Source organism: Burkholderia sp. Se-20373 (assembly GCF_017104705.1).
Lineage (GTDB): Bacteria > Pseudomonadota > Gammaproteobacteria > Burkholderiales > Burkholderiaceae > Burkholderia.
Window position 1 is genome coordinate 1 of record NZ_JAAGPH010000130.1, and the last position, 22,921, is coordinate 22,921.

The 22,921-nt window shown below is 64.0% G+C and carries 26 protein-coding genes and 1 pseudogene; 12 read left to right on the top strand and 15 right to left on the bottom strand.

Annotation, left to right across the window (positions count from 1 at the left end; all coding sequences use genetic code 11):
- From G3N96_RS30255 to G3N96_RS30270, 4 genes are all read left to right on the top strand, one after another.
- The coding region (locus G3N96_RS30255; protein WP_206139476.1) for a hypothetical protein at positions 1–217 on the top strand (217 nt) is incomplete at its 5' end.
- A gap of 76 nt (positions 218–293) precedes the next feature.
- Positions 294–698 (top strand): Cu(I)-responsive transcriptional regulator, encoded by a 405-nt coding sequence (gene cueR / locus G3N96_RS30260; protein ID WP_041493104.1) that lies wholly within the window; start codon positions 294–296, stop codon positions 696–698.
- Positions 699–913: 215 nt separating this feature from the next.
- A complete protein-coding gene (locus G3N96_RS30265; RefSeq protein WP_006478295.1) occupies positions 914–1,060 on the top strand; it encodes a DUF3563 family protein in 147 nt (48 codons plus the stop codon).
- 114 nt (positions 1,061–1,174) lie between these two features.
- Complete coding sequence (locus G3N96_RS30270) at positions 1,175–1,543, top strand: hypothetical protein (RefSeq protein WP_206139477.1); 369 nt, start codon at positions 1,175–1,177, stop codon at positions 1,541–1,543.
- Between the two features lie 15 nt (positions 1,544–1,558).
- On the opposite strand, the gene rlmJ is transcribed toward G3N96_RS30270, so the two are convergent.
- Positions 1,559–2,404, bottom strand: a complete 846-nt coding sequence (gene rlmJ, locus G3N96_RS30275; protein WP_206139478.1) for a 23S rRNA (adenine(2030)-N(6))-methyltransferase RlmJ — start codon at positions 2,402–2,404, stop codon at positions 1,559–1,561.
- 112 nt (positions 2,405–2,516) lie between these two features.
- Complete coding sequence (locus G3N96_RS30280; RefSeq protein WP_206139479.1) at positions 2,517–3,488, bottom strand: aldo/keto reductase; 972 nt, start codon at positions 3,486–3,488, stop codon at positions 2,517–2,519.
- A 164-nt stretch (positions 3,489–3,652) separates the two neighbouring features.
- Here G3N96_RS30280 and G3N96_RS30285 point away from each other — a divergent pair, with 164 nt between their 5' ends.
- Entirely contained in the window at positions 3,653–4,441 is a 789-nt protein-coding gene (locus G3N96_RS30285; protein ID WP_206139480.1) for a 3-hydroxybutyrate dehydrogenase, read from the top strand.
- Positions 4,442–4,561: 120 nt separating this feature from the next.
- Here the strand turns inward: G3N96_RS30285 and G3N96_RS30290 are convergent, their stop codons facing one another.
- The gene (locus tag G3N96_RS30290; RefSeq protein WP_124586003.1) at positions 4,562–5,761 is read right to left on the bottom strand and encodes an amino acid aminotransferase; all 1,200 of its coding nucleotides are present in this window, start codon (positions 5,759–5,761) and stop codon (positions 4,562–4,564) included.
- Between the two features lie 266 nt (positions 5,762–6,027).
- On the opposite strand from G3N96_RS30290, the gene uvrB reads away from it, so the two are divergent.
- The 5 genes from uvrB to G3N96_RS30315 all read left to right on the top strand — a co-directional run bounded on the left by uvrB (position 6,028) and on the right by G3N96_RS30315 (position 11,572).
- Positions 6,028–8,118 (top strand): excinuclease ABC subunit UvrB, encoded by a 2,091-nt coding sequence (uvrB, locus tag G3N96_RS30295; RefSeq protein ID WP_206139481.1) that lies wholly within the window; start codon positions 6,028–6,030, stop codon positions 8,116–8,118.
- A gap of 219 nt (positions 8,119–8,337) precedes the next feature.
- Positions 8,338–8,889, top strand: a complete 552-nt coding sequence (locus tag G3N96_RS30300) for an iron transporter (protein ID WP_021163417.1) — start codon at positions 8,338–8,340, stop codon at positions 8,887–8,889.
- Positions 8,890–8,944: 55 nt separating this feature from the next.
- Complete coding sequence (locus tag G3N96_RS30305) at positions 8,945–9,277, top strand: cupredoxin domain-containing protein (RefSeq protein WP_027786891.1); 333 nt, start codon at positions 8,945–8,947, stop codon at positions 9,275–9,277.
- 58 nt (positions 9,278–9,335) lie between these two features.
- On the top strand, positions 9,336–10,178 hold the full coding sequence (locus tag G3N96_RS30310) for an FTR1 family protein (RefSeq protein WP_027784952.1): 843 nt from the start codon (positions 9,336–9,338) through the stop codon (positions 10,176–10,178).
- A complete protein-coding gene (locus G3N96_RS30315) occupies positions 10,175–11,572 on the top strand; it encodes a 4Fe-4S binding protein (RefSeq protein ID WP_206139482.1) in 1,398 nt (465 codons plus the stop codon). Before G3N96_RS30310 ends, G3N96_RS30315 begins: the two co-directional genes overlap by 4 nt.
- A gap of 272 nt (positions 11,573–11,844) precedes the next feature.
- On the opposite strand, the gene G3N96_RS30320 is transcribed toward G3N96_RS30315, so the two are convergent.
- From G3N96_RS30320 to G3N96_RS30330, 3 genes are all read right to left on the bottom strand, one after another.
- Positions 11,845–12,096 (bottom strand): hemin uptake protein HemP, encoded by a 252-nt coding sequence (locus G3N96_RS30320; protein ID WP_206139483.1) that lies wholly within the window; start codon positions 12,094–12,096, stop codon positions 11,845–11,847.
- Positions 12,097–12,234: 138 nt separating this feature from the next.
- The gene (locus G3N96_RS30325; RefSeq protein ID WP_206139484.1) at positions 12,235–12,717 is read right to left on the bottom strand and encodes an SRPBCC family protein; all 483 of its coding nucleotides are present in this window, start codon (positions 12,715–12,717) and stop codon (positions 12,235–12,237) included.
- A 99-nt stretch (positions 12,718–12,816) separates the two neighbouring features.
- On the bottom strand, positions 12,817–13,689 hold the full coding sequence (locus G3N96_RS30330; protein ID WP_206139485.1) for a pirin family protein: 873 nt from the start codon (positions 13,687–13,689) through the stop codon (positions 12,817–12,819).
- Positions 13,690–13,811: 122 nt separating this feature from the next.
- Here G3N96_RS30330 and G3N96_RS30335 point away from each other — a divergent pair, with 122 nt between their 5' ends.
- Positions 13,812–14,786 carry a LysR family transcriptional regulator gene (locus tag G3N96_RS30335; RefSeq protein ID WP_069248441.1) on the top strand — a complete coding sequence of 325 codons (975 nt, stop codon included), beginning with the start codon at positions 13,812–13,814 and terminating at the stop codon, positions 14,784–14,786.
- Positions 14,787–15,162: 376 nt separating this feature from the next.
- Here the strand turns inward: G3N96_RS30335 and G3N96_RS30340 are convergent, their stop codons facing one another.
- The 9 genes from G3N96_RS30340 to G3N96_RS30380 all read right to left on the bottom strand — a co-directional run bounded on the left by G3N96_RS30340 (position 15,163) and on the right by G3N96_RS30380 (position 22,469).
- A complete protein-coding gene (locus G3N96_RS30340) occupies positions 15,163–15,591 on the bottom strand; it encodes a biopolymer transporter ExbD (protein WP_124585993.1) in 429 nt (142 codons plus the stop codon).
- Positions 15,592–15,604: 13 nt separating this feature from the next.
- Positions 15,605–16,336, bottom strand: coding sequence for a MotA/TolQ/ExbB proton channel family protein (locus tag G3N96_RS30345; protein WP_124585991.1), 732 nt, complete (start codon positions 16,334–16,336; stop codon positions 15,605–15,607).
- Positions 16,337–16,372: 36 nt separating this feature from the next.
- On the bottom strand, positions 16,373–17,104 hold the full coding sequence (locus tag G3N96_RS30350) for an energy transducer TonB (RefSeq protein WP_124585989.1): 732 nt from the start codon (positions 17,102–17,104) through the stop codon (positions 16,373–16,375).
- A gap of 218 nt (positions 17,105–17,322) precedes the next feature.
- Entirely contained in the window at positions 17,323–17,559 is a 237-nt protein-coding gene (locus tag G3N96_RS30355) for a (2Fe-2S)-binding protein (protein ID WP_039370093.1), read from the bottom strand.
- A 150-nt stretch (positions 17,560–17,709) separates the two neighbouring features.
- Positions 17,710–18,570: a glutamate racemase gene (gene murI / locus G3N96_RS30360; protein WP_206139486.1), complete on the bottom strand. Its 861-nt coding sequence runs from the start codon at positions 18,568–18,570 to the stop codon at positions 17,710–17,712.
- Between the two features lie 39 nt (positions 18,571–18,609).
- The gene (bfr, locus tag G3N96_RS30365; protein ID WP_011352652.1) at positions 18,610–19,086 is read right to left on the bottom strand and encodes a bacterioferritin; all 477 of its coding nucleotides are present in this window, start codon (positions 19,084–19,086) and stop codon (positions 18,610–18,612) included.
- Between the two features lie 194 nt (positions 19,087–19,280).
- A complete protein-coding gene (locus G3N96_RS30370) occupies positions 19,281–20,804 on the bottom strand; it encodes a fumarate hydratase (RefSeq protein WP_069248436.1) in 1,524 nt (507 codons plus the stop codon).
- Positions 20,805–20,838: 34 nt separating this feature from the next.
- The gene (locus G3N96_RS30375; RefSeq protein ID WP_124585982.1) at positions 20,839–21,462 is read right to left on the bottom strand and encodes a TIGR00645 family protein; all 624 of its coding nucleotides are present in this window, start codon (positions 21,460–21,462) and stop codon (positions 20,839–20,841) included.
- A gap of 113 nt (positions 21,463–21,575) precedes the next feature.
- Positions 21,576–22,469 (bottom strand): DMT family transporter, encoded by an 894-nt coding sequence (locus tag G3N96_RS30380; RefSeq protein ID WP_071333524.1) that lies wholly within the window; start codon positions 22,467–22,469, stop codon positions 21,576–21,578.
- A gap of 317 nt (positions 22,470–22,786) precedes the next feature.
- Here G3N96_RS30380 and G3N96_RS30385 point away from each other — a divergent pair.
- A pseudogene (locus G3N96_RS30385) lies at positions 22,787–22,921 on the top strand (AMP-dependent synthetase); the annotation flags it as partial.

Consider the following 22,921-nt stretch of genomic DNA (forward strand, 5'->3'; position numbering starts at 1 on the left):
CGGCATCGGCTTCCTTCAGCACCCCGATAATCTGCTCTTCGCTGAACCGCGACTTCTTCATGACAAGGTTTCTCCTGCGGCCTTGCCACTAACTTTACAGTGGGATACTTCAGAGGGGGAAGGTCACATCCTCCACATCCCAACGGCACGCATGCCAGATCAATCAGCCGCCATCCTGCCGTCAATCCTCACCCCGGAACGAAACCACGCGATTTGATACGATCGACGTGCCGTCGGCGATTGCACACGTCGACGTTCATGTTCGAAACCAGGGCTTGATGGAGAGGGCGGGAATGAATATCGGCGACGCGTCGCGCGAATCCGGAGTCAGCGCAAAGATGATCCGGTACTACGAACAGGTCGGCCTGCTTGCGCCAAGCAAGCGTACTGATGCCGGCTACCGGATCTACGGCGCAGACGAGATCCATATCCTGCGCTTCATCCGTCAGGCACGACGCCTTGGCTTTCTCGTCGAGGACATCCGCAAGCTGCTGATGCTCTGGCAAGACCGTTCCCGCGCGAGCGCCGAAGTGAAGTCGATTGCCCTCGAGCATGTGGCCGAACTCGACAAGCGCATCGCCGAGCTGAGCGACATGCGCGACACACTGGCCGATCTTGCTGCGCACTGTCATGGTGACGGGCGGCCCGAATGCCCGATTTTGGCGCGCTTGTCCGACCCCGTCGGCGAACCAAATTAGTGCGTGCGCTCGAGGCTCAAAGCAGGCCTCGACTCGATTTTCATAAAAATCAATGAGTTATGAGGTGCCGATGGTCGGCCATTCCGAATGGGAATGGCTTCCATGCAAGTATTTCACTGGCATCTTGGTGCGGCATCGCTATAATTCGGGATAACCCTATACGGGAAATCCCTGAACACCGATTCACCAGGGGTCCCCCTTCCTTGGAGAACGTCATGATCGCCTACATCGTCGAAAAGCTGAGCAACTGGTTCGAATCCGCAGAACGTGAACGCCGTGAGGCCTACCTTGCCACGTCGTCGGACATCGTCCAGCTCGAGAGCCGCATCCGCTCGCTCGAAACCAACGGCTACTCGCTGTAATCGGAGTCACCGTCAGGTGCTACGTGGCACCGAACGATAAGCAAGCCCCGTATTTGACGGGGCTTTGTTTTTTGTGCGTCGGATCTGGCGCAATCGTCAGTGCAGCGCTATGGTATGCACCTGCTTTTCATCCTGAAGGACACGATCATGCGTTTGCGTCTCGATGTGCGTCGAAATGCCCGCGCGCGTCTCATTCTGGGCGCGGCGGTGCTGGTCCATGGACTCGCGGCTGTTGCTGCGACGTCGTCCAAGCCGCTGATTCTCGATACGCAACGCGGTATCCAGGACGGCAAGGGCGGGTTGGTGCTGCAGACAGCACCGTTGTCTTCCGAGCCGATCGTCGAGCCGGCAGGGATGCGGGCTCCCGCCGGGCAGGCGCCGAACACGTCGGTTCCGCTGTTCGTCGCGCCGTATATCAATGTCCCCGCATGGGGTGGGCAGCCGGTCAACCAGCCGAGGCTCGCGCCGAGACCTCAGCCGTAACGGCCGGCCACCCGATCAATTTCCGCGGTGCTCGATCTGGTAGCGGGCGCCGCTATCCTGTCCGAGGATCTCGACCAGATAGGGCAGCGCCTCGTTCATGCTCTGGGCGAGCGTATACGGCGGATTCAGAATGAACATCCCGCTGCCGTAGAGACCCAACCCGTCAGTCGGCGGATTCGACACCGTCAATGTTAGGTGCAGCCAGTTGTTCGGTTGCAGGCGCTTCAACTGCTCGGGAAAACGCTGCGATTCGGTTCGGGTCACCTGCGGGTACCAGACTGCATAGCAGCCGGTCGCGAAACGCTTCAGGCATTCCGTCACGCAAGCTACCGTGCGCGCGTAATCCTTCTTGTCCTCATAGGACGGGTCGATCAGCACGAGTGCGCGTCGCGGCGGCGGCGGCAGCAGCGCCTTGATGCCTTCGAAGCCGTCTCCGGCGAAGATCATCGCGCGTCGGCCTGCATCGCGGAAATTGTGGCGCAGCACGTCGATTTCCGTCGTGTGCATTTCGAACAGGCGCATGCGGTCCTGCTCGCGCATCGATCGCCAGGCGATGTACGGGGAACCGGGGTAGAAGCGCAGTTCACCGTCGTCGTTCAGCGCGCGTACATCATCCACATAGTCGCCCAGCGCCTCCGGCAGGTTCTTTTCGTTCCACAGGCGGCCGATGCCGGTGTCGAATTCCGACGTCTTCGCCGCGTAGCCGTCGCGCAGCGAGTACACCCCGGCACCTGCATGCGTGTCGATATACCAGTAAGACTTGTCCTTCTTGTTCAGGTAGCGCAGCAGCTGGACGACGACGGCGTGCTTGAGCACGTCCGCGTGGTTGCCTGCGTGAAAACCGTGACGATAACTGAGCATGGCGGGCTGCCTGAAACGAAAGGTGAATCGATGAAAGCGGTCGATCGTGCGCGGCCGTCAGGCCGGGCGCCGATGCGGGCCGCGTATTGTACGCGAGTGACCGCGCATCGCCTTACTCGTACGCATCGCCGACCACCTCCTCGATGCGTTGCTTCACATCCGGCGTCAGCTTCGCGGCAACGTCGAGCGCGCGCATGTTGTCACCGATCTGCTCGATCCGCGACGCGCCTGTGATGACTGAACTCACACGCGGATTGGCGAGTACCCACGCGATCGCGAGCTGGGCCGTGCTGCAACCGAGCTCGGCTGCAATTGTGCCGAGCCGTTCGACGATGTCGTTGGCGGCCGGATTGGTCAGGCGGTCGCGCATCCAGTCGTAACCCTTCAACTGTGCGCGGCTGCCGGGCGGCACGCCGTTACGGTACTTGCCGGTGAGCAGGCCCGATGCCAGCGGGCTCCAGGTCGTGAGGCCGAGACCGTAGTCTTCGTAGAGCCGCGCATATTCCTGTTCGACCCGCGTGCGGTGGAACAGGTTGTACTGCGGCTGCTCGACGACGGGCTTGTGCAGGTGATGCCGCTCGGCGATCTCGTACGCAGCACGGATCTCGTCGGCACTCCATTCCGACGTGCCCCAGTACAGCGCCTTGCCGCGCACGATCATGTCACTCATCGCCCAGACGGTTTCCTCGATCGGCGTGTTCGGGTCGGGGCGATGGCAGTAGACGAGGTCGACATAGTCGAGTTGCAGCCGGCGCAGCGAGCCGTCGATGGCGTTCAGCAGGTATTTCCGGTTCAGCGTGTGATACTGGTTCGGTGCTTCGGCGAGCCCCCAGAAGAATTTCGTGGACACGATATAGCTGACGCGCGGCCAGTCGAGCGCCTTGAGCGCTTGGCCCATGATTTCCTCGGATTTGCCGCCGGCGTAGACCTCGGCGTTGTCGAAGAAATTGACGCCTGCGTCGCGCGCCGCAGCCAGGCATTCGCGCGCGACCCGCTGGTCGACCTGGTTGCCGTAGGTCACCCACGAACCGAGCGAAAGCTCGCTGATCTGCAGGCCAGAGCGGCCTAGCCGTCGATAGTGCATGCGAATCTCCTGCGTGACAGAACCGACCTTAAGCTTAGACGTTTTGCGCGCGAACGGCGGGGCCGATCGTGCACAATGACGTCTGGCCCGCCAGCACGATCGCGCGACGGTAGCGGATGCGGTGGGCGCTTGTTTTATCGATCCGACAACGGGAGGAGACGGACATGGCAGCAGATCTGAGCGGCAAGACCGCAGTCGTCACGGGCGCCGCGAGCGGCATCGGCAAGGAAATCGCACTCGAGCTCGCGAAAGCGGGCGCGGCCGTCGCGATCGCCGACCTGAACCAGGACGGCGCGAACGCGGTCGCCGACGAGATCGTCAAGGCCGGCGGCAAGGCGATCGGCGTCGCGATGGACGTGACGAACGAGGAAGCCGTGAACAGCGGGATCGACAAGGTGGCCGAAACGTTCGGCTCGATCGACATCCTCGTGTCGAACGCGGGCATCCAGATCGTCAACCCGATCGAGAACTATTCGTTCGCCGACTGGAAGAAGATGCAGGCGATCCACGTCGACGGCGCGTTCCTGACGACCAAGGCCGCGCTCAAGCACATGTACAAGGACGATCGCGGCGGTGTCGTGATCTACGTGGGTTCGGTGCACTCGCACGAAGCGTCGCCGCTGAAGTCGGCGTACGTGACGGCCAAGCACGGCCTGCTCGGCCTGGCCCGCGTGCTGGCGAAGGAAGGCGCGAAGCACAACGTGCGCTCGCACGTCGTGTGTCCGGGCTTCGTGCGCACGCCGCTGGTCGACAAGCAGATTCCGGAGCAGGCGAAGGAGCTCGGGATCAGCGAAGAGGAAGTGGTGAAGAAGGTGATGCTCGGCAATACGGTCGACGGCGTGTTCACGACCGTTCAGGACGTCGCGCAGACGGTGCTGTTCCTGTCGGCCTTCCCGAGCGCCGCACTCACGGGCCAGTCGATCGTCGTCAGCCACGGCTGGTTCATGCAGTGATGCGGAGGCGGGCGAGGTCGCTGCCCGCCGGTGAATGGCATAAAAAAACGCGCTCCACGGAGCGCGTTTTTCATTTTGGCAGGGCGGGGCCGATGACGGCTGCCGCCTGCTCAAGCCGTATTACTTCAGGACGGCTGCGACCGCATTGGCGACCGCGTCGAGGTTGCGCGTGTTCAGTGCTGCGACGCAGATCCGGCCCGTGCCGACTGCGTAGATGCCGAACTCGTCGCGCAGGCGATCGACTTGTGCCGAGGTCAGGCCCGAATACGAGAACATCCCGCGCTGCGCGTTGATGAAGCTGAAGTCGCGATCGACGCCGCTTGCCTTCAGGCGCTCGACGAGACCATTGCGCATTGCGCGGATGCGATCGCGCATTTCACCGAGTTCCTGCACCCACGAAGCGTGCAGCTCCGGCGATGCAAGCACCGCTGCGACCACGGCGCCGCCATGGGTCGGCGGGTTCGAGTAGTTCGTGCGGATCACGCGCTTCAGTTGCGACAGCACGCGCGTCGCTTCTTCCTTGCTCGACGTGATGATCGACAGCGCGCCGACGCGCTCGCCGTACAGCGAGAACGACTTCGAGAACGACGACGACACGAATGCGTTCAGGTCAGCTGCGGCAAACAGGCGCACGGCAGCGGCATCTGCCTCGATGTTCTCGCCGAAACCCTGGTAGGCCATGTCGAGGAACGGCACGAGGTTGCGTGCCTTCACGACGTCGACGACCTGTTGCCATTGCCCTTCGGTCAGATCCACGCCGGTCGGGTTGTGGCAGCACGCGTGCAGCACGACGATCGTGCCTGCCGCGTAGCTGTTCAGTGCCGACAGCATGCCTTCGAAGTTCACGCCGTTGGTGGCGGCGTCGTAGTACGGGTATGCGACGACTTCGAAGCCGGCCGCTTCGAACAGCGCGCGGTGGTTTTCCCAGCTCGGATCGCTGATCGCGACCTTTGCGTTCGGGTTCAGGGTGCGCAGGAAATCTGCGCCGATCTTCAGTGCACCCGTACCGCCCAGTGCCTGGGCCGTGACCACGCGGCCGGCTGCGATCAGCGGCGAGTCATTGCCGAGCAGCAGCTTCTGCACGGCCGCATCGTAGGCGGCGATACCGTCGATCGGCAGGTAGCCGCGCGGCAGGCCGGCCTCGACACGTGCCTTCTCCGCATCGCGAACCGCGCGCAGCAGCGGAATCTTGCCTTCTTCGTTCGTGTACACACCGACGCCGAGATTGACCTTGGTCGGACGCGCATCGGCGTTGAAGGCTTCGTTCAGGCCCAGGATCGGGTCGCGGGGAGCAAGCTGGACAGCGGAGAAGAGCGACATGATGATTCGGCAGTAGTGAAAAGAGGGTCAGGCTTTCAACGGCGGGGCAGGCGCGATGGATGGACCGCGCGCGGGCAGGCACGACGCCGGAAAGCGCAGCAGCCTGACATTGTAGCGAATTCACGCAGGCGGGGGCGGCGTTTCGGCGGCGAAATTCGGCCGGGAACCGTGATTTCGGGTGGTGGTCGCGCGTCAGGAGCCGGCAGCAGTTCGCGAGGCCGCGAAGCGCTAGAATGCTTTCTTTGCCCTCGCTCCGGCCGCATTCCATGTCCGAACATAAAGCCGAAACCGGCGACGCGCTCGACGAATCGAAATTCGTGACCTTCGAAGGGTCGCCGTTCCAGCTGTATCAACCGTATCCGCCCGCAGGCGACCAGCCGACCGCGATCGAGACGCTTGTCGAAGGGGTCGAGGACGGTCTCTCATTCCAGACGCTGCTCGGCGTGACGGGCTCGGGAAAGACCTTCACGATGGCGAACACGATCGCGCGGCTCGGCCGCCCGGCGATCGTGTTCGCGCCGAACAAGACGCTCGCCGCGCAGCTCTATTCGGAATTTCGCGAGTTCTTCCCGCGCAACGCGGTCGAGTACTTCGTCTCGTACTACGACTATTACCAGCCTGAAGCGTACGTGCCGCAGCGCGACCTGTTCATCGAGAAGGACTCGTCGATCAACGAGCACATCGAGCAGATGCGGCTGTCGGCGACGAAGAGCCTGATGGAGCGCCGTGATGTCGTGATCGTCGCGACGGTGTCGGCGATCTACGGTATCGGCAACCCGTCCGAGTACCACCAGATGATCCTGACGCTGCGCGCCGGCGACAAGCTCGGTCAGCGCGACGTGATCGCGCGGCTGATTGCGATGCAATACACGCGCAACGAGCAGGATTTCCAGCGCGGCACGTTCCGCGTGCGCGGCGACACGATCGACATCTTCCCGGCCGAACATGCGGAGCTGGCCGTGCGCGTCGAATTGTTCGACGACGAGGTGGAGACGCTGCAGCTGTTCGACCCGCTGACCGGGCGCGTGCGGCAGAAGATCCCGCGCTTCACCGTGTATCCGTCGTCGCACTACGTGACGCCGCGCGACACCGTGATACGCGCGGTCGAGACGATCAAGGACGAACTGCGCGAGCGGCTCGAGTTCTTTCACCGCGACGGCAAGCTCGTCGAGGCCCAGCGCCTCGAGCAGCGCACGCGCTTCGATCTCGAGATGCTGCAGGAGCTCGGCTTCTGCAAGGGCATCGAGAACTACTCGCGGCATTTCTCGGGCGCGTCGCCCGGCGATCCGCCGCCGACCCTCGTCGACTACCTGCCGCCCGATGCGCTGATGCTGCTCGACGAATCGCACGTGCTGATCGGCCAGTTGAACGGCATGTACAACGGCGACCGCGCACGCAAGGAAAACCTCGTCAACTACGGGTTCCGGCTGCCGTCGGCGCTGGACAACCGGCCACTGAAGTTCCCCGAGTTCGAACGCAAGATGCGCCAGGTCGTGTTCGTGTCGGCCACGCCGGCCGACTACGAGAAGCGCGTGACCGGGCAGATCGCCGAACAGGTCGTGCGGCCGACGGGCCTTGTCGATCCGGAAATCGAAGTGCGGCCGGCGAGCTCGCAGGTCGACGACGTGCTGGCCGAGATCAACGCGCGCGTGAAGGCCGAGGAGCGCGTGCTGATCACCGTGCTGACGAAGCGCATGGCCGAGCAGCTCACCGAGTTTCTGGCCGATCACGGGGTCAAGGTGCGTTACCTGCACAGCGACATCGACACGGTCGAGCGCGTCGAGATCATCCGCGACCTGCGGCTCGGCACGTTCGACGTGCTGGTCGGGATCAACCTGCTGCGGGAAGGGCTCGACATTCCCGAGGTGTCGCTCGTCGCGATTCTCGACGCGGACAAGGAGGGCTTCCTGCGCGCGGAGCGCTCGCTGATCCAGACGATCGGCCGCGCGGCGCGGAACGTGAACGGCAAGGCGATCCTCTACGCGGACAACATGACCGAGTCGATGAAGCGCGCGATCGGCGAGACCGAGCGGCGCCGTGCGAAGCAGATCGCGCACAACGAAAAGATGGGCATCACGCCGCGCGGGGTCGTGAAGCGCATCAAGGACATCATCGACGGCGTCTACAACGCGGACGAAGCACGCGCGGAGCTGAAGGAAGCGCAGCAGCGAGCGAAATTCGAGGACATGTCGGAAAAGCAGCTCGCCAAGGAAATCAAGCGCCTCGAGAAGCAGATGGCCGACTACGCGAAAAACCTCGAGTTCGAGAAGGCCGCCGCGACCCGCGACCAACTTGCGCTGCTGCGTGAGCGCGTGTTCGGCGCGAACGTCGGCGATCACGTCAACGGCGGCCGGTAAGTCTTTCCAAGCGTCACCGAAACCCTGCGGTAACGAACCTGTAAGCCTTGTCGGATCAGGGGTTTACACGGCTCTCCGTTTGTTCCGAAACAGGTTCGGTGCTAAACTCCGTGATTATTGAGAATTGTTCGCATTAACGTTCTTCGTCGCGTTAGTGTTTTCAGTGGGCCGGCCGTTAGTCGGTCCGCATGGTTCCAGATCAAATAACAAGGAGTGTCCATGTTGGGTTCTTCGTTCATCCGCACGACGGTTGCGGTAGCGGCGGCGCTTGCCGCGATGTCGGCCTCGGCTGCCGAATACCCGATCGGCAAGCAGCAGATCCAGGGCGGCATGGAAATCGGCGCGGTTTACCTGCAGCCGATCACGATGGACCCGGAAGGGATGATGCGCAAGGCGTCGGACTCCGACATCCACCTCGAGGCGGACATCCATGCGGTCAAGAACAACCCGACGGGTTTCGCGGAAGGCGACTGGATGCCGTACCTGCAGGTCACGTACAAGCTGACGAAGCAGGGCGACACGAAGTGGAAGGCTGAAGGCGACCTGATGGGCATGGTCGCGAGCGACGGTCCGCACTACGGCGACAACGTGAAGCTGAACGGCCCGGGCAAGTACCACCTGACGATGGTCGTCAAGCCGCCGATGCAGACGGGCCACATGGCGTTCGGCCGTCACATCGACAAGGAAACGGGCGTGGGCGCATGGTTCAAGCCCATTACCCTCGAGTACGACTTCCCGTTCGCCGGTATCGGCAAGAAGGGCGGTTACTGATCGGTGGCATCACGAACGGCGCGCTTCGGCGCGCCGTCGGCGTAGAGAACCCAGAATGAAAATTCCCCAGAAAATCGTTGCCGCAGCCGCTGCGTTGTGGCTTGCCGGCGCAGCGTACGCTGCCGATCTGCCGACGTTCAAGCTCGAGATGACGGACGGCAAGCTGAATCCCGCCCGCATCGAAGTGCCGGCCGGCCAGCGTTTCAAGATCGAAATCAAGAACACCGGCAAGGGCGCCGCCGAATTCGAGAGCGTACAACTGCGCAAGGAGAAGGTGCTCGCGCCGGGCGCCGATTCATTCGTGGTCGTTGCACCGTTGTCACCGGGTGAATACAAGTTTTTCGACGATTTCCACCAGCAGGCGCAGGGCGTGATCGTCGCGAAGTAATGCGTTTTATCTGCGCGCGGGCGCACCTGCCCGGTGTGCCGCGCGTCAGGAGGTATCGATGGGTCAGATCTTGTTCATCGTCTGGCGGGAGAGCGTCGAAGCGCTGCTCGTCGTCGGCATTCTCTATGCATGGCTGAAAAACGGCGACGACGACGCGCGCCGCGGCCTGCCTTTTCTCTGGGCCGGCGTCGGCGTCGGCTTGCTGATGGCCGTCGGCCTTGGTGCCGCACTGGTCGGTTTCACCGAAGTGCTGTCCGGCGACGCGCAGGACTACTTCCAGACCGCCATGGTGCTGATCGCATGCGTGCTGATCGTGCAGATGGTGCTGTGGATGCGCCGGCATGGTCGCACGCTGAAGCGCGACATGGAGCAATCGCTGCAGCAGAGCACGCGCGATTCGAACTGGTGGGGTGTCGCGGTGCTGGTCGCGCTCGCGATCGCGCGCGAAGGCAGCGAGACGGTGATCTTCCTGTACGGTCTCGGTTTCGGCCAGTCGGGTCACGTCGACGGCAGCCAGATGCTCGCGGTCGTGATCGGCCTCGGCCTCGCGTTCCTCACGTTCTATCTGCTGCAACTCGGCGGCAAGTACTTCTCGTGGCGGCATTTCTTCCGCGTCACGGAAGTGATGCTGCTGTTCCTCGGCGCAGGCTTGTTCCAGACGGGCGTCGACAAGCTGATCGACAAGGAAATCCTGCCGCTCGGCATTTCGCAGGTGTGGGACACGTCCGCGATCCTCGATGATTCGGGCACGTTCGGCTCGCTCGTCGCCACGCTGACCGGCTATCGTGCTCATCCGGCGCTGACCAACCTGGTCGCGTATGCGGTGTACTGGGCGGTGGTCTGGCTGCTGATGAAGCGCGCGAGCCGCCGTCCGGCGGTCGCGGCAGGTCGCGCGGCATGAGCGTTGTCGCCGCAGCCAAGCAGGGCTGGCTCGCGCAGGCCGGCCAATGGATGCAGCGCCACGGTGCGCTGATCCGCGGCATCCAGTGGGCCATCGTCGCCGTCTATGCGTTCCTGATCATCGTGCCGGCGGTGTTGCCGCTGCCGGACGACTCCGCACACCTGTGGAACAACCTCACGCTGATCGCGCAATTCACGTTCTGGGGCATCTGGTGGCCGTTCGTGCTGCTGTCGATGGTGATGCTCGGCCGTGTCTGGTGCGGCGTGCTGTGTCCGGAAGGTGCGCTCACCGAATTCGCGAGCAAGTTCGGCCGAGGCGGCCCGATTCCGCGCTGGATGCGGTGGGGCGGCTGGCCGTTCGTCGCGTTCGGACTCACGACGATCTACGGGCAGATGGTGAGCGTGTACCAGTACCCGCTCGCGGTGCTGTTCGTGCTCGGCGGCTCGACCGTCGGCGCGATCGTGATCGGCGTGCTGTACGGCCGCGAAAAGCGCGTGTGGTGCAAGTACCTGTGCCCGGTCAACGGCGTGTTCGGGCTGCTCGCGCGGCTCGCGCCGATGCGCTACAAGGTCGACGAGGATGCATGGCGCCGGTCGTACAAGAACGGCGAGCATGGGCATCGCGTGATTCCGATCAACTGCGCGCCGCTCGTGCCGTTGCGCAACATGAAGGGCGCGGCGGACTGCCACATGTGCGGCCGCTGCAGCGGGCACCGGGATGCGATTTCGCTGTCGTTGCGCTCGCCGTCCGACGAGATCGTGAACCTCGGCGCGCAGCAGGCGAACCCGTGGGACACCGCGCTGATCCTGTACGGCCTGCTCGGCGTCGCGATCGGCGCGTTCCACTGGACCGTCAGCCCGTGGTTCGTGCAGATCAAGCAATGGCTCGCGGGCTGGCTGATCGACCATGACATCACGTGGCCGCTCGAGACGAATGCGCCGTGGTTCCTGCTCACACACTATCCGGATCGCAACGACGTGTTCTCGTGGCTCGACGGCGGGCTGGTCATCAGCTACATCGTCGGCACGGGGCTCGTGTACGGCACGGCGCTGCTGGTGCTGCTGGCCGGCGCGACGCTGATGCTCGGCCGCTTCGATCGCGTGCGGCTGCATCATCTTGCGCAGGCGCTGATTCCGATTGCAGGCGCGGGTGTGTTCCTTGGCCTGTCGGCCACGACACTGTCGTTGCTGCGTGCCGAGCATGTACCGCTCGGCTGGGCGACCGATGTGCGCATCGCGATCCTGGTCGGCGCCAACGCATGGAGTGCGTGGCTCGCGTGGAAAGTGACGGGGCGCTATGCGGGCTGGCCGCGCCGGCTTGCGGCGTTCGCGTGGTTTGCCGTCGCGCTTGCCGTCATCGACAGCGCATGGTGGTTGATGTTCTGGGGTTTCTGAAGCGGATCGCGTGCCGCTTCGGCGGTCATGCCGCGACGCGGTAACGAACCTGGGCGGCACGCTTCACGCATTGGCCGCCCAAACAAAAAAGCGACACGTCGAAGGACGTGTCGCTTTTTTTCTTCCTTGTGCGAGAACCAAAAAAGTGGCTTGGCTTGCTGCAACGGCTGCTTAAGTGTGTTTGCACGAAGGGGTCTAGATCTCGCGTGCAAGCCGTTACGCTGGCTACTGCCCAACACCTCTCAGGGAGGTGGTCCCCACAATACTCTGTCTTACTTCGTCAGGATCAGTTTGCCGAGCCGCGTGGCGCGCAACTGATACGTCTCTCCGTTATGCGCGATGCTGACGTGGCTTTGGCCTTGCAGCAGCGCATCGCTGCTGACGACCCGCGTGCCTGCTTCGCGGTTGCCGGCGGGTTTGGCCGGCGTGGTGACCGCTGCCGTCTTCTGACGGCTGCTGCTTGCGGTGCCGGTCGTGCGGCGCAAGGTCAGCGTGGTCGGGGTCGGGCGCAGGGTGTCGGTCATTCGCTTGATCGGTGACTGTCGATACGATGGAATGAATTCTAAATGATAACTATTCCCATTTACAAAAACTCTTTATCGATCGAAAAGGCCAGTCTGATAGCGTGAGTCAAAGAGGCGGCCCGCGGGCCGCCATCGGGTTCAGTGCAGCGGATCGGGGTCCTTGCGGCCCTGCGCGTACTCGCGGATCAGGCGAACCGTGTCGATATCCGACGTGCGGTACGCTTCCTTGACGATCCCGTGCGTCTGACGCGCGTCTTCGCTGTCGTCCGTGACGACCAGTGTCGTGCGGTATTCAAAACGCAGGAACAGCTCGTGGTCGTCGCGTTCCTCGATCGTCATCGTCAGCGAGCCGCCGATCTCGCCGTCGGCGGCGAGGATGTCGTAGCGAACCTGCTGGTTCGGCGTGAACGTGACGTGGTCGCGCACGGTCGCGTGACCGTAGTGCAGCTCACGTTCGAGCGTCGTGTCCGTCCGTTCGTGGACGACACAGCTGTCGAGACCGAGCACGAACAGTTGCGGCTGTTCGGCGCGCAACACGAGACCTTCCCAGAGCTGGTCGCGGGTGAGGGGCGGCACGGCCGGATCGTCGGAATTGATCTGGATCAGATGTTCGAAGTTCAAGGGGACAGGTTCCTTCTGGTGGCGGGCGGCCACGTGGTTCAAGAAGTCATTGTGACGCAAAACGGGCGGTTTCGCGGCACCTGCGCGCCCGTCGGTGGGTCATGCTTCGATGCGCCCCATGCGACCGGTCTGGTAGTCGACGACCGCCTGCCGGATCTCTTCCTCGGTGTTCATCACGAACGGGCCGTAGCGGACGATCGGCTCGTTGAGCGGCACGCCGCCGATCAGCAGCAGGTCGAGCGACGTGTTGCCGGCGGCGAACGTGACCGTGTCGCCGTCATCGCAGTACACGACCATGTTTCGTGCGTCGACCGCCTGCCTGGCGGGCCCGTAGAGGCCCGTTCCGTCGATCGGATAGACGAACACGCGATAGCCTGCCGGGACGGCCTGAGTGACCGTTGCGCCCGGTTGCAGCGTGAAATGCTGGTAGAGGATCGGTGTGCGCGTCTCGATCGCGGCGCGGACGCCGAACGCTTCGCCGGCGATCACGCGGACCCGTGCGCGGCCGTCAGGTGAGGTGGCGGTCGGGATGCGATCCGCTGGGATCTCCTGGTAGCGCGGCGCGATCAGCTTGTCGCGGCGCGGCAGGTTGACCCACAGCTGGAAACCGTGGGAGCGGCCGCCCGCTTGCGCGAATTCCGGATCCGGCATCTCGCTGTGCACGACGCCGGCGCCCGCCGTCATCCATTGCACGTCGCCCGGGCCGAGCGTGCCCGCATGGCCCGACGAGTCGCGATGGCGGAAGCGCCCGTCGAGGGCGTAGGTCACGGTCTCGAAGCCGCGATGCGGATGGTCGGGGGCGCCCTTGGCTTCACCGGGCGCGTAGTCGACGGGGCCCATTTCGTCGAGCAGCAGGAACGGATCGAAATCCATCAGCAGCCGGGTCGGGAACGGGCGATGAACCACGAAGCCGCCGCCTTCGGTCGTGCGAAGCGCGGGGTAGGTGCGGTCAAGCGAGCGAGCGGTCGTCATGCGGATACCCTCGAAATGATCGGAATAGCGTTATTTTTGAAACATAGCGCTATTATATTGGGCGTTTTACCGGTCGATTCGCGACGGTTCGCAATGGATTGTTCTGAAAATGGAACGATGAGATGAATATCGATGCACATAACCTGAACGACCTCATGTACTTTTCGCAGGTCGTCGAACATGGCGGTTTCTCGGCCGCGGAGCGCGTGCTGGGCATCTCGAAATCGCGCCTGTCGCGGCGCCTGACCGAACTCGAGGCGGCGCTCGGCGTGCGCCTGCTGCAGCGCTCCACCCGCAAGCTCGCGCTGACCGAGGCGGGGGAGCTGTTCTACCAGCATTGCCAGGCGATGCTGGCCGAAGCGCAGGCGGCGATGAACGCGGTGCAGCAGTTGCGCTCATCGCCGCGCGGCTCGGTGCGCGTCAGCGTGCCCGTGACGCTGTCGCAGACGATGCTGTCGCGCATCCTGCCCGAATTCCTGCGTCGCTATCCCGAGGTGAAGGTGCACGTCCGCGTGACGAATCGGGTGATCGACCTGTTCGAGGATTCGATCGACGTCGCGCTGCGCGTGCGCTCGGAGCCGCCGCAGAACGCGAACATCGTCGTGCGGCCGCTGTGGCGCACCGAGCAGATGCTGGTCGGCGCGCCGAGCCTGCTGAGCCAGAATGCGCCGCCGCTGGTACCGGACGACCTGAGCGGCTTCGAGACACTCGATACGCCGAGCGTCGACGGGCGGCACGTGTTCAACCTGATCGCGCCGGACGGAACGCGTCACGTGCACGAGCACGACCCGCGGCTCGTGACGGCCGACCTGATGACGATCCGTGAAGCGGTGCTCGATGGCCTCGGCATCGCGGCATTGCCGGAGATGATGTACGGCAACGCGCTGCGCGCGGGGCAACTGTCGCCGGTGATGCCGGGCTGGACGCTGCCGGTGCCGCAACTGTACGCGGTGTTCGTGTCGCGGCAGGGGATGCCGCCCGCGGTGCGTGCGTTCGTCGACTATCTGGTCGAGAAGCTCGATCACGGCGCCTACCAGGATCCGGGGTGCCCGGAACGCGCGAAGAAGGAAGCGGCGGCCGATGTTTCGGCGACCTGAACACGACGCGCACGGCGAGGCAAATTTGTTTTGTCATTGAAGCGTCGCCTGCAATCGCAAGTTTCAATCGCCGTAACCTTGAATGCGCGTGCGCGCGGGCCTATATTGAAATCCCATTTCGTGAAGGAAGTTCTGAGCGAAATCAGGTGGCCGCATATATTGCGAGCCAGATAGGGCAGAACGCGCAGTCCGTGCAGACCACGGCAGAGTCGCATTTGCGTTGCTCGAGGCGCAACCGATACCGCCAAAGAGCCCGCCGCCCGAAGGCGCCCGCGTGCGCATGAAAAAAGGCCTTCATCTGGCGATGAAGGCCTTTTACTTTGTGCGCGGCCGGCTAGGTGCGGCCGGCGAGGCGCTACCGCAAGACGTGCGCGCGTTACTTCCCTTTCGCGCCCGGCTCCGTCACGAAGCCGAGCTTCGTCAGGCCGCCTGCCTGCGCATCCGACATCACTTCCGCGACGTGTTCGTATGCGACCTTGCGATCCGCGCGAAGGTGCAACTCCGGCTGGGGCGTGCGCTTTGCCGCTTCCGCGATGCGTTCCTGCAATTGTGCGCGCGTGACCGTGTGGTCGTCCCACAGGATCGTGCCGTCACCCTGGATCGCGACGTCGACCGTCTGCGGCTTTTCGTCGACGGGCTGGCTGCTGGCGTGCGGCAGGTCGATCTTCACCGCATGCTGCATCGCCGGGATCGTCACGAGGAAAATGATCAGGAGTACGAGCATGACGTCGACGAGCGGCGTCATGTTGATCTCGCTCATCACCGCATCGTCGTCATCGTCGCTGAAACCGGTGTTCATTGCCATGGTTCACCCCGCCTCAGCTGGCGCGCGTCGCGAGACGCAGGCCGTCGCGCGTCGACGACGAGGCCAGGCTCGCGCCCGTCACGAAATACGCATGCAGACCGTGCGCGAAGCGGCGCAGCTTGCTGACGACACCCTTGTTCGCGCGGGTGAGTGCGTTGTAGCCGAGCACGGCCGGGATCGCGACGAACAGGCCGAAGGCGGTCATGATCAGCGATTCGCCGACCGGGCCCGCGACCTGATCGATCGACGTCTGGCCGGATGCGCCGATTGCGAGCAGGGCGTGGTAGATCCCCCAGACCGTGCCGAACAGGCCGACGAACGGCGCCGTGCTGCCGATCGACGCGAGGATCGCGAGACCGCTCTGCATGCGCGAGATGCCTTCGTCCATCGTGTCCTTCAGGCAGCGCGTGACCCAGTCCGACACGTCCATGCGATCGTGCAGGTGCGGTTGCGTCTGGTGGTGGTGATCGGCGGCTTCCTTGCCCGACAGCGCGAGCGCGAGGAACGGGTTGTCGTTCGGCGTCGATGCGGTGAGGCCGAGCTTCTTGATGCCGTCGTCGAAGTTGTCCGAATGCCAGAATGCCTGTTCGGCGTTCTTCGTCAGGCGGTTCAGGCGGATCACGTTCCAGCCCTTGATGACGATCACGATCCACGACAGGACCGACATCACGAGCAGCGTGATCGCGATGGCGCGCGTGACGAAATCACCTTGCGCCCAGACGTGCGCGATACCGTAGCTTTGCATTTTCTTGTTTCCTTTGAATCTACCGAATATGACGGGTTAGTCGTCAAGCGTGAAGTTGAAGGGCAGCGTATGGGCGGCGCGGATCGCCTGGCCGTTCTCGATGTACGGCGGGCAGGTGCTGGCGCGCGTCGCCTCGAGCGCGGCTTCGTCGAGACGCGGATAACCGCTGCTCTTCTGCAGCTGGACGCTTTCGATCTTGCCCGTCACGCCGATGATGAAGTGAACATAGGCCGTGCCCGTTTCGCCGCGACGGCGCGACATCGACGGATAGGTCGGCTTAACGAAATTGCAGGTGAGCGCCGACACGTTCTTCGGCGCGCTGACCTGCATCGTCTCGCGCGCCGGGCCGGGTGCTGCAGCCGGTGCAGCAGGTGCCGGCGCGGCGGGAGCCGGTGTGGGATCGGTCACTGCCGGCGCGGGCGTCGGCGACGGTGCCTGCGAGACGGGCTGAGGCGTCGGAACCGCCTTCTGCACCGGCTTCGGCTCGACCTTCGGCTTCACGCGCGGCGTGGGCTTGGGCGGCGTAGGCTGCTGCGCGGCCGACTGGACCGCGACCGGCTGGGCAGGCGGGGCAGGCGGAATGAGCTGCGCGGTGATCGACTGAACCTCGATCTCCTTCGGCGGCGGCGGCGCGTTGCGATGGAGCCAGGCGGCCGTCAGCATGATCGCATGTGCGGCAAGCACACCGACCGCGACGACGATCACACGGGGATTCATACGTGGTGCAGCCGGCACGGCGCCGGCAGGAGCGAGATGCGAAGCCTGCATGTTAGCTTGAAAGAACGATGTCGCACCCGGGGCGCGGCGGGTGAATCGGCATCACTTGCGGAAGATCAGCAGCGAGATGCAAACGGTGGTCACAAATCCGATCAGCAATTCCATGACAGGCTCCTTGGCAGGTAAGCCGCTGGCTCGCGCAGACGGTGGCTTGCTGACGGTCAAAACAAAAAATGCGGCCTGGGCCGCATGCGCACACTCGGCGCCGGTCAGGCGGCCTTGCGTTCGTAGAACGTGACCGGGATCGGGTGAGCGTGATGCTCGACACCGCACCGGCTCGCGCAGACGCCTTGTTCGGCCATGAGGTCGCGTACGGACTCCTCGCACTTGCCGCAGCACGTGGCCACGCCAAGCTCGAACTGGAGTTCATCGAAAGAGTTCACGCCCTCTGCGAGGGACGCGCGAATCTTGCGATCGGAAACAGACTTGCACACGCAGACGATCATGATGAGTTGCGATAGCTAACGGTAATGCGAATTATTATCATTAAATTTATGGGCGTTGACAAGCCTGGGGCGGGCTTTTTTTAAGGGCATCGGACCCTTGTAACGTCGGGAAGGGGGCGCGGCACGCGGAAGAGGGCGTGCCGGCCGGTATCAGGCGGTCGCGCAGGCGCGCGCGTTCGGCGAGGAAATGGTGACGGATTCGACCGGCGCAGTGAGGCCGAGCAGCGTCGATGCGAGCACCTGCAACTGGCGGCCGTCGCTGGTCGAGCAGAAGCGGGGCGATGCCGCGCGCGTGCCGGCCGGTGCGCGCAGGTTGCGTTCGTCGAGCACGCGCACGAGCTGGCGCGCGATCGCGTCGCTGGTGTCGACGAGCGTCAGGCGCTCGCCCACAAGGTCACGAATCGTTTCCGAGAAGAACGGGTAATGCGTGCAGCCGAGTACCAGCGTGTCGGCGCCGTCGTCGAGCATCGGTTGCAGGTAGCTGTCGAGCAACGCGCGCAACGCGGGCGAATCCGTATCGCCGCGCTCGATGGCCTCGACGAGCCCGTGACCGGGCTGGCAGATGAAGCGGCGGCCGGCGCCGTAGCGGTCGAGCAGCGCCTGGAAGCGCGGGCTGTTCAGCGTCGACTGCGTGGCCAGGACACCCGCGACGCCGCTCGCGGACACGGCGGCGGCCGGCTTGATGCCCGGCTCGACGCCGACGAGCGGCATCGACAGATGTTCGCGGACCGCGGCGATCGCGCGTGCGGTCGCCGTGTTGCACGCGATGACGAGCGCTTTCGTCCCTTCGCGTGCCAGCCACTCGCCGATTGCCAGCGTGCGTTCCGTAATGAACGCCTCGTCGCGCGGACCATACGGCGCATGGTGCGAATCGGCGACGTAGATGAACGATTCGTCAGGCAGCAGCGCGCGCGCGGCGCGCAGCACCGACAGGCCGCCCAGCCCTGAATCGAAGATGCCGATGGGCGCGACGGTCGTGGCCGTCGCAGGAATAGCGGAAGGTGTCGACATGAACGGGCTGGGGGCGGTAACGGGAAGCGTGGAGCGAGTTTACTCCGGCGACCCCATCATCGTTTGCTGGTAGTTCTGCAGGCCGACCTTGCCGATCAGGTCGATCTGCGTTTCCAGCCAGTCGATGTGCTCTTCGGTGTCGTCGAGGATCTTTTCGAAGATCTCGCGCGACACGTAGTCACGCACCGATTCGCAGTAGGCGATCGCTTCCTTGCAGGTGGACTGCGAGATCTGTTCGAGCTTCAGGTCGCACTTCAGGATCTCTTCGGTTTCCTCGCCGACGAGCAGCTTGTGCAGATCCTGCAGGTTCGGCAGGCCGTCGAGCATGAAGACGCGCTCGATCAGCCAGTCGGCGTGCTTCATTTCGCCGATCGACTCGTCGTATTCGTGCTTGCCGAGCTTCTCGAGGCCCCAGTGCTTGTACATGCGCGCATGCAGGAAGTACTGGTTGATCGCCGTGAGTTCATTCTTCAACTGGGCGTTCAGGTATTCGATGACTTTCTTGTCGCCTTGCATGGCTTGTTCCTTGTTCAGTGGGGCTTCAGAAACCGAACGATAATCGCTCGAACGAGAAAAGCCAAGCCTCAAAGCCTTGCCGGGCCTGCCTTTTGCATGTAATGAGAATCAGCCTCGAATAACCGGCCGCACACAATAATGAGAATGAGAAGTAAAAAGGCCGGACTCGCGTCCGGCCTTTCGTTCGATCGCGCTTAAGCGGCTGCGACCGGGATCTTGCCGATCTTCGCCTGCCACTCCTTCGGACCGGTCTGGTGCACCGACGTGCCCGACGAATCGACGGCGACCGTCACCGGCATGTCCTGTACGTCGAACTCGTAGATCGCTTCCATGCCGAGGTCTTCGAACGCGAGCACCTTCGCACCGCGGATCGCCTTCGACACGAGGTAAGCCGCACCGCCGACGGCCATCAGGTAGGCCGCCTTGTGCTTCTTGATCGCATCGATCGCGACCGGGCCGCGCTCGGCCTTGCCGACCATCGAGATCAGGCCGGTTTGCGCGAGCATCGTCTCGGTGAACTTGTCCATGCGCGTGGCCGTCGTCGGGCCTGCCGGGCCGACCACTTCGTCGCGGACCGGATCGACCGGGCCGACGTAGTAGATCACGCGGTTCGTGAAGTCGACCGGCAGCTTCTCGCCCTTCGCGAGCATGTCGGCGATGCGCTTGTGCGCAGCGTCGCGGCCGGTGAGCATCTTGCCCGACAGCAGCAGCGTCTGCCCCGGCGTCCAGCTCGCGACTTCTTCCGGCGTCAGCGTGTTCAGGTCGACGCGCTTGCTGGTTTCCGTGTTCGGTTCCCAGTTGACCTTCGGCCACGCGTCGAGCGACGGCGCTTCAAGCTTGGCCGGGCCCGAGCCGTCGAGCACGAAGTGCGCATGGCGCGTCGCCGCGCAGTTCGGGATCAGCGCGACCGGCTTCGATGCCGCGTGCGTCGGTGCCGCCATGATCTTCACGTCGAGCACCGTCGCCAGGCCGCCGAGGCCCTGGGCGCCGATGCCGAGCGCGTTGACCTTCTCGTGCAGCTCGACGCGCAGTTCCTCGACCCAGTCCTTCGGGCCGCGCGCGATGATTTCCTGGATGTCGATCGGCTCCATCAGCGATTCCTTCGCCATCAGCATCGCCTTTTCGGCGGTGCCGCCGATGCCGATCCCCAGCATGCCGGGCGGGCACCAGCCCGCGCCCATCGTCGGGACCGTCTTCAGCACCCAGTCGACGATCGAGTCGGACGGGTTCAGCATCACGAACTTCGACTTGTTCTCCGAGCCGCCGCCCTTCGCCGCGACCTGCACGTCGACCTTGTCGCCCGGCACGATCTCGTAGTGGATCACGGCCGGCGTGTTGTCCTTCGTGTTCTTGCGGGCGCCTTCCGGCGGATTGACGATCGACGCGCGCAGCACGTTGTCCGGGTGCGTGTAACCGCGACGCACGCCTTCGTTGATCATGTCGGTGAGGCCCATCGTCGCGCCGTCCCAGCGCACGTCCATGCCGACCTTCACGAAGATCGTGACGATGCCGGTGTCCTGGCAGATCGGGCGCTTGCCTTCCGCGCACATGCGGCTGTTCGTGAGGATCTGCGCGATCGCATCCTTCGCGGCCGGGCTCTCTTCCAGTTCGTACGCGCGGCCGAGGGCCTGGATGTAGTCGAGCGGATGGTAGTAGCTGATGTACTGCAGCGAATCCGCGATGCTCTGGATCAGGTCTTCCTGTTTGATGACGGTCATGGCTGAGACTCTGTGGGGACTGTGGGGAATGCGTTTATGCGTTGACGGCTGCGTCGGCCGGCTTGCGGGGCTCGTTCGCGGCGCTCGCGTGCGCGCCGTGGGCGTGCGGCTCGTGGAAATGGGCCGGGTGCGTGTGCGTCGTCAGGCGGTCGACCCACGCCATCACGAGCGCCGACACCAGGAACGACACGTGGATGATCACCTGCCACATGATCGCGTGCATCGTGTGCTGATCGGGATTGATGAACGTCTTCAGCAGGTGGATCGACGAAATGCTGATCAGCGCCATCGACAGCTTGACCTTCAGCACGCCCGCGTTCACATGGTCGAGCCATTCGGGCTCGTCGGGGTGGCCCTCGATGCCGAGGCGCGACACGAACGTCTCGTAACCGCCGACGATCACCATGATCAGCAGGTTCGAGATCATCACCACGTCGATCAGGCCGAGCACCGCGAGCATCACGCTGATTTCGTCGAGGCTCGTCGCATGCGACAGCAGGTGCCAGACTTCCTTCAGGAACAGGAACACGTAGACGGCTTGCGCAACGATCAGGCCGAGGTAAAGCGGAACCTGGAGCCAGCGGCTCATGAAAATCAGCGCGGGAAGGGGGCGAAGCGGGCGACGCGCGGGGCGGCCGGGCGAATGCGGGGCGGACATGGTGGACAGTCGGGCGCGGTGCGCAGGTATCGGGGGTAATCTTGAAAAGGCGCGCTATTGTAACGCGTCGGCCGGCGCGACTGCAGTGACGCGCCGGCGCTGCCGGGGACGGATCAGGAGGCGGCGGCCGGCACGCGTTTCACGCGGAGGCTGGCCAGCACGATGCCGGTGACGACGCACGCGAGCGCGATGCCGTGGGCGAGCGTCGGGCGCTCGCCGAGGAACGCGATGCCATACGCGGCGGCGGCGACCGGCAGCACCGCGCTGAACACGCCGGCGAGGCTGCCCGGCACGTGCCGGATGCCTTTCATCCACAGCCAGAACGAGAAGATGCTGGCCGACAGGCCATACCAGACGACGAGCGCCCAGGTGCCGGCCGGCACGCTCGCGTAATCGAAATGCCACATGGCCGTCGCGCCGAGCGGCAGCATCAGGCACAGACCGAACAGGTGCGTGTACGCGCAGATGTCGATCGGCGCGAGCGTCTGCGTGAGGCGGCGCGACAGGATCACGTAGATCGATTCGCAGCACACCGCGCCGAGGATTAGCAGGTTGCCGGTCAGCGACGACGTGCCGTGCCCGGCCGCGCTGCCGTTCGCGAGGTTGATCGTCACGACGCCGGCGATCGCGAGTGCGATCGATACCAGCGCCCGGCCGTTCGGTTTTTCACGCAGGATCAGCCACGCGAACAGCGCGACGATCGCCGGGATCGTGCTGGTGATCACGCCGGCCGCGACCGCGCTCGTGCGCTGCACGCCGTTCAGCATCAGAAGCGTGAACATGAAGGTGCCGAAGAACGCCTGCAGGAACAGGTTCAGCCATTCGCCGCGCTTGACCGTGCGCATTTTCACCGGACTGAACAGCGGCCACAGCACGGCGATCGCGATCACGAAGCGCAGCGTGGCGAGGATGGCGACTGGAACGAAGACGACGATCGATTTACCGATACCGACATTGCTGCCGACGAACAGCATCGACAGCACGAGAAAGAAAGCGTAGCGATTCAAGCTGGAATCCGGAAGGCGAGTTCAGTTAGGATTGTAGGGTCGCGCTCGTTACAGCGTAAAGCTGCACGCGGGCGCCGCCCGGCGGGCGAAACGGCCGTGCCGCGTAAGTGACGGGTAAGTTCGAGCGCTTATCGTGGAAACTGTCGGGTCGCCCGGTCGCCTTCGTGTGACGTGGTGCGGCGCAGCATCGCGCAGCGGCCTTCGGGCCGTGCGCGGGTGGTGGGTAGGAGACAGCGGCGCGCTTGCGCCGGCCAAGACGCGCGGTGCGCACGATCGCGCCGCCATGCAGAGGATTCATGTTCACCAAGGGGTAGTCGATGTCTGCGATTGAATCGGTTCTTCACGAAACCCGTCAGTTTGCGCCGCCCGCGGCGCTCGAACAGGCGGCGACCATTTCCGGCATGCCGGCCTACCGTGCGCTCGCCGCCGAAGCCGAGAACGATTACGAAGGA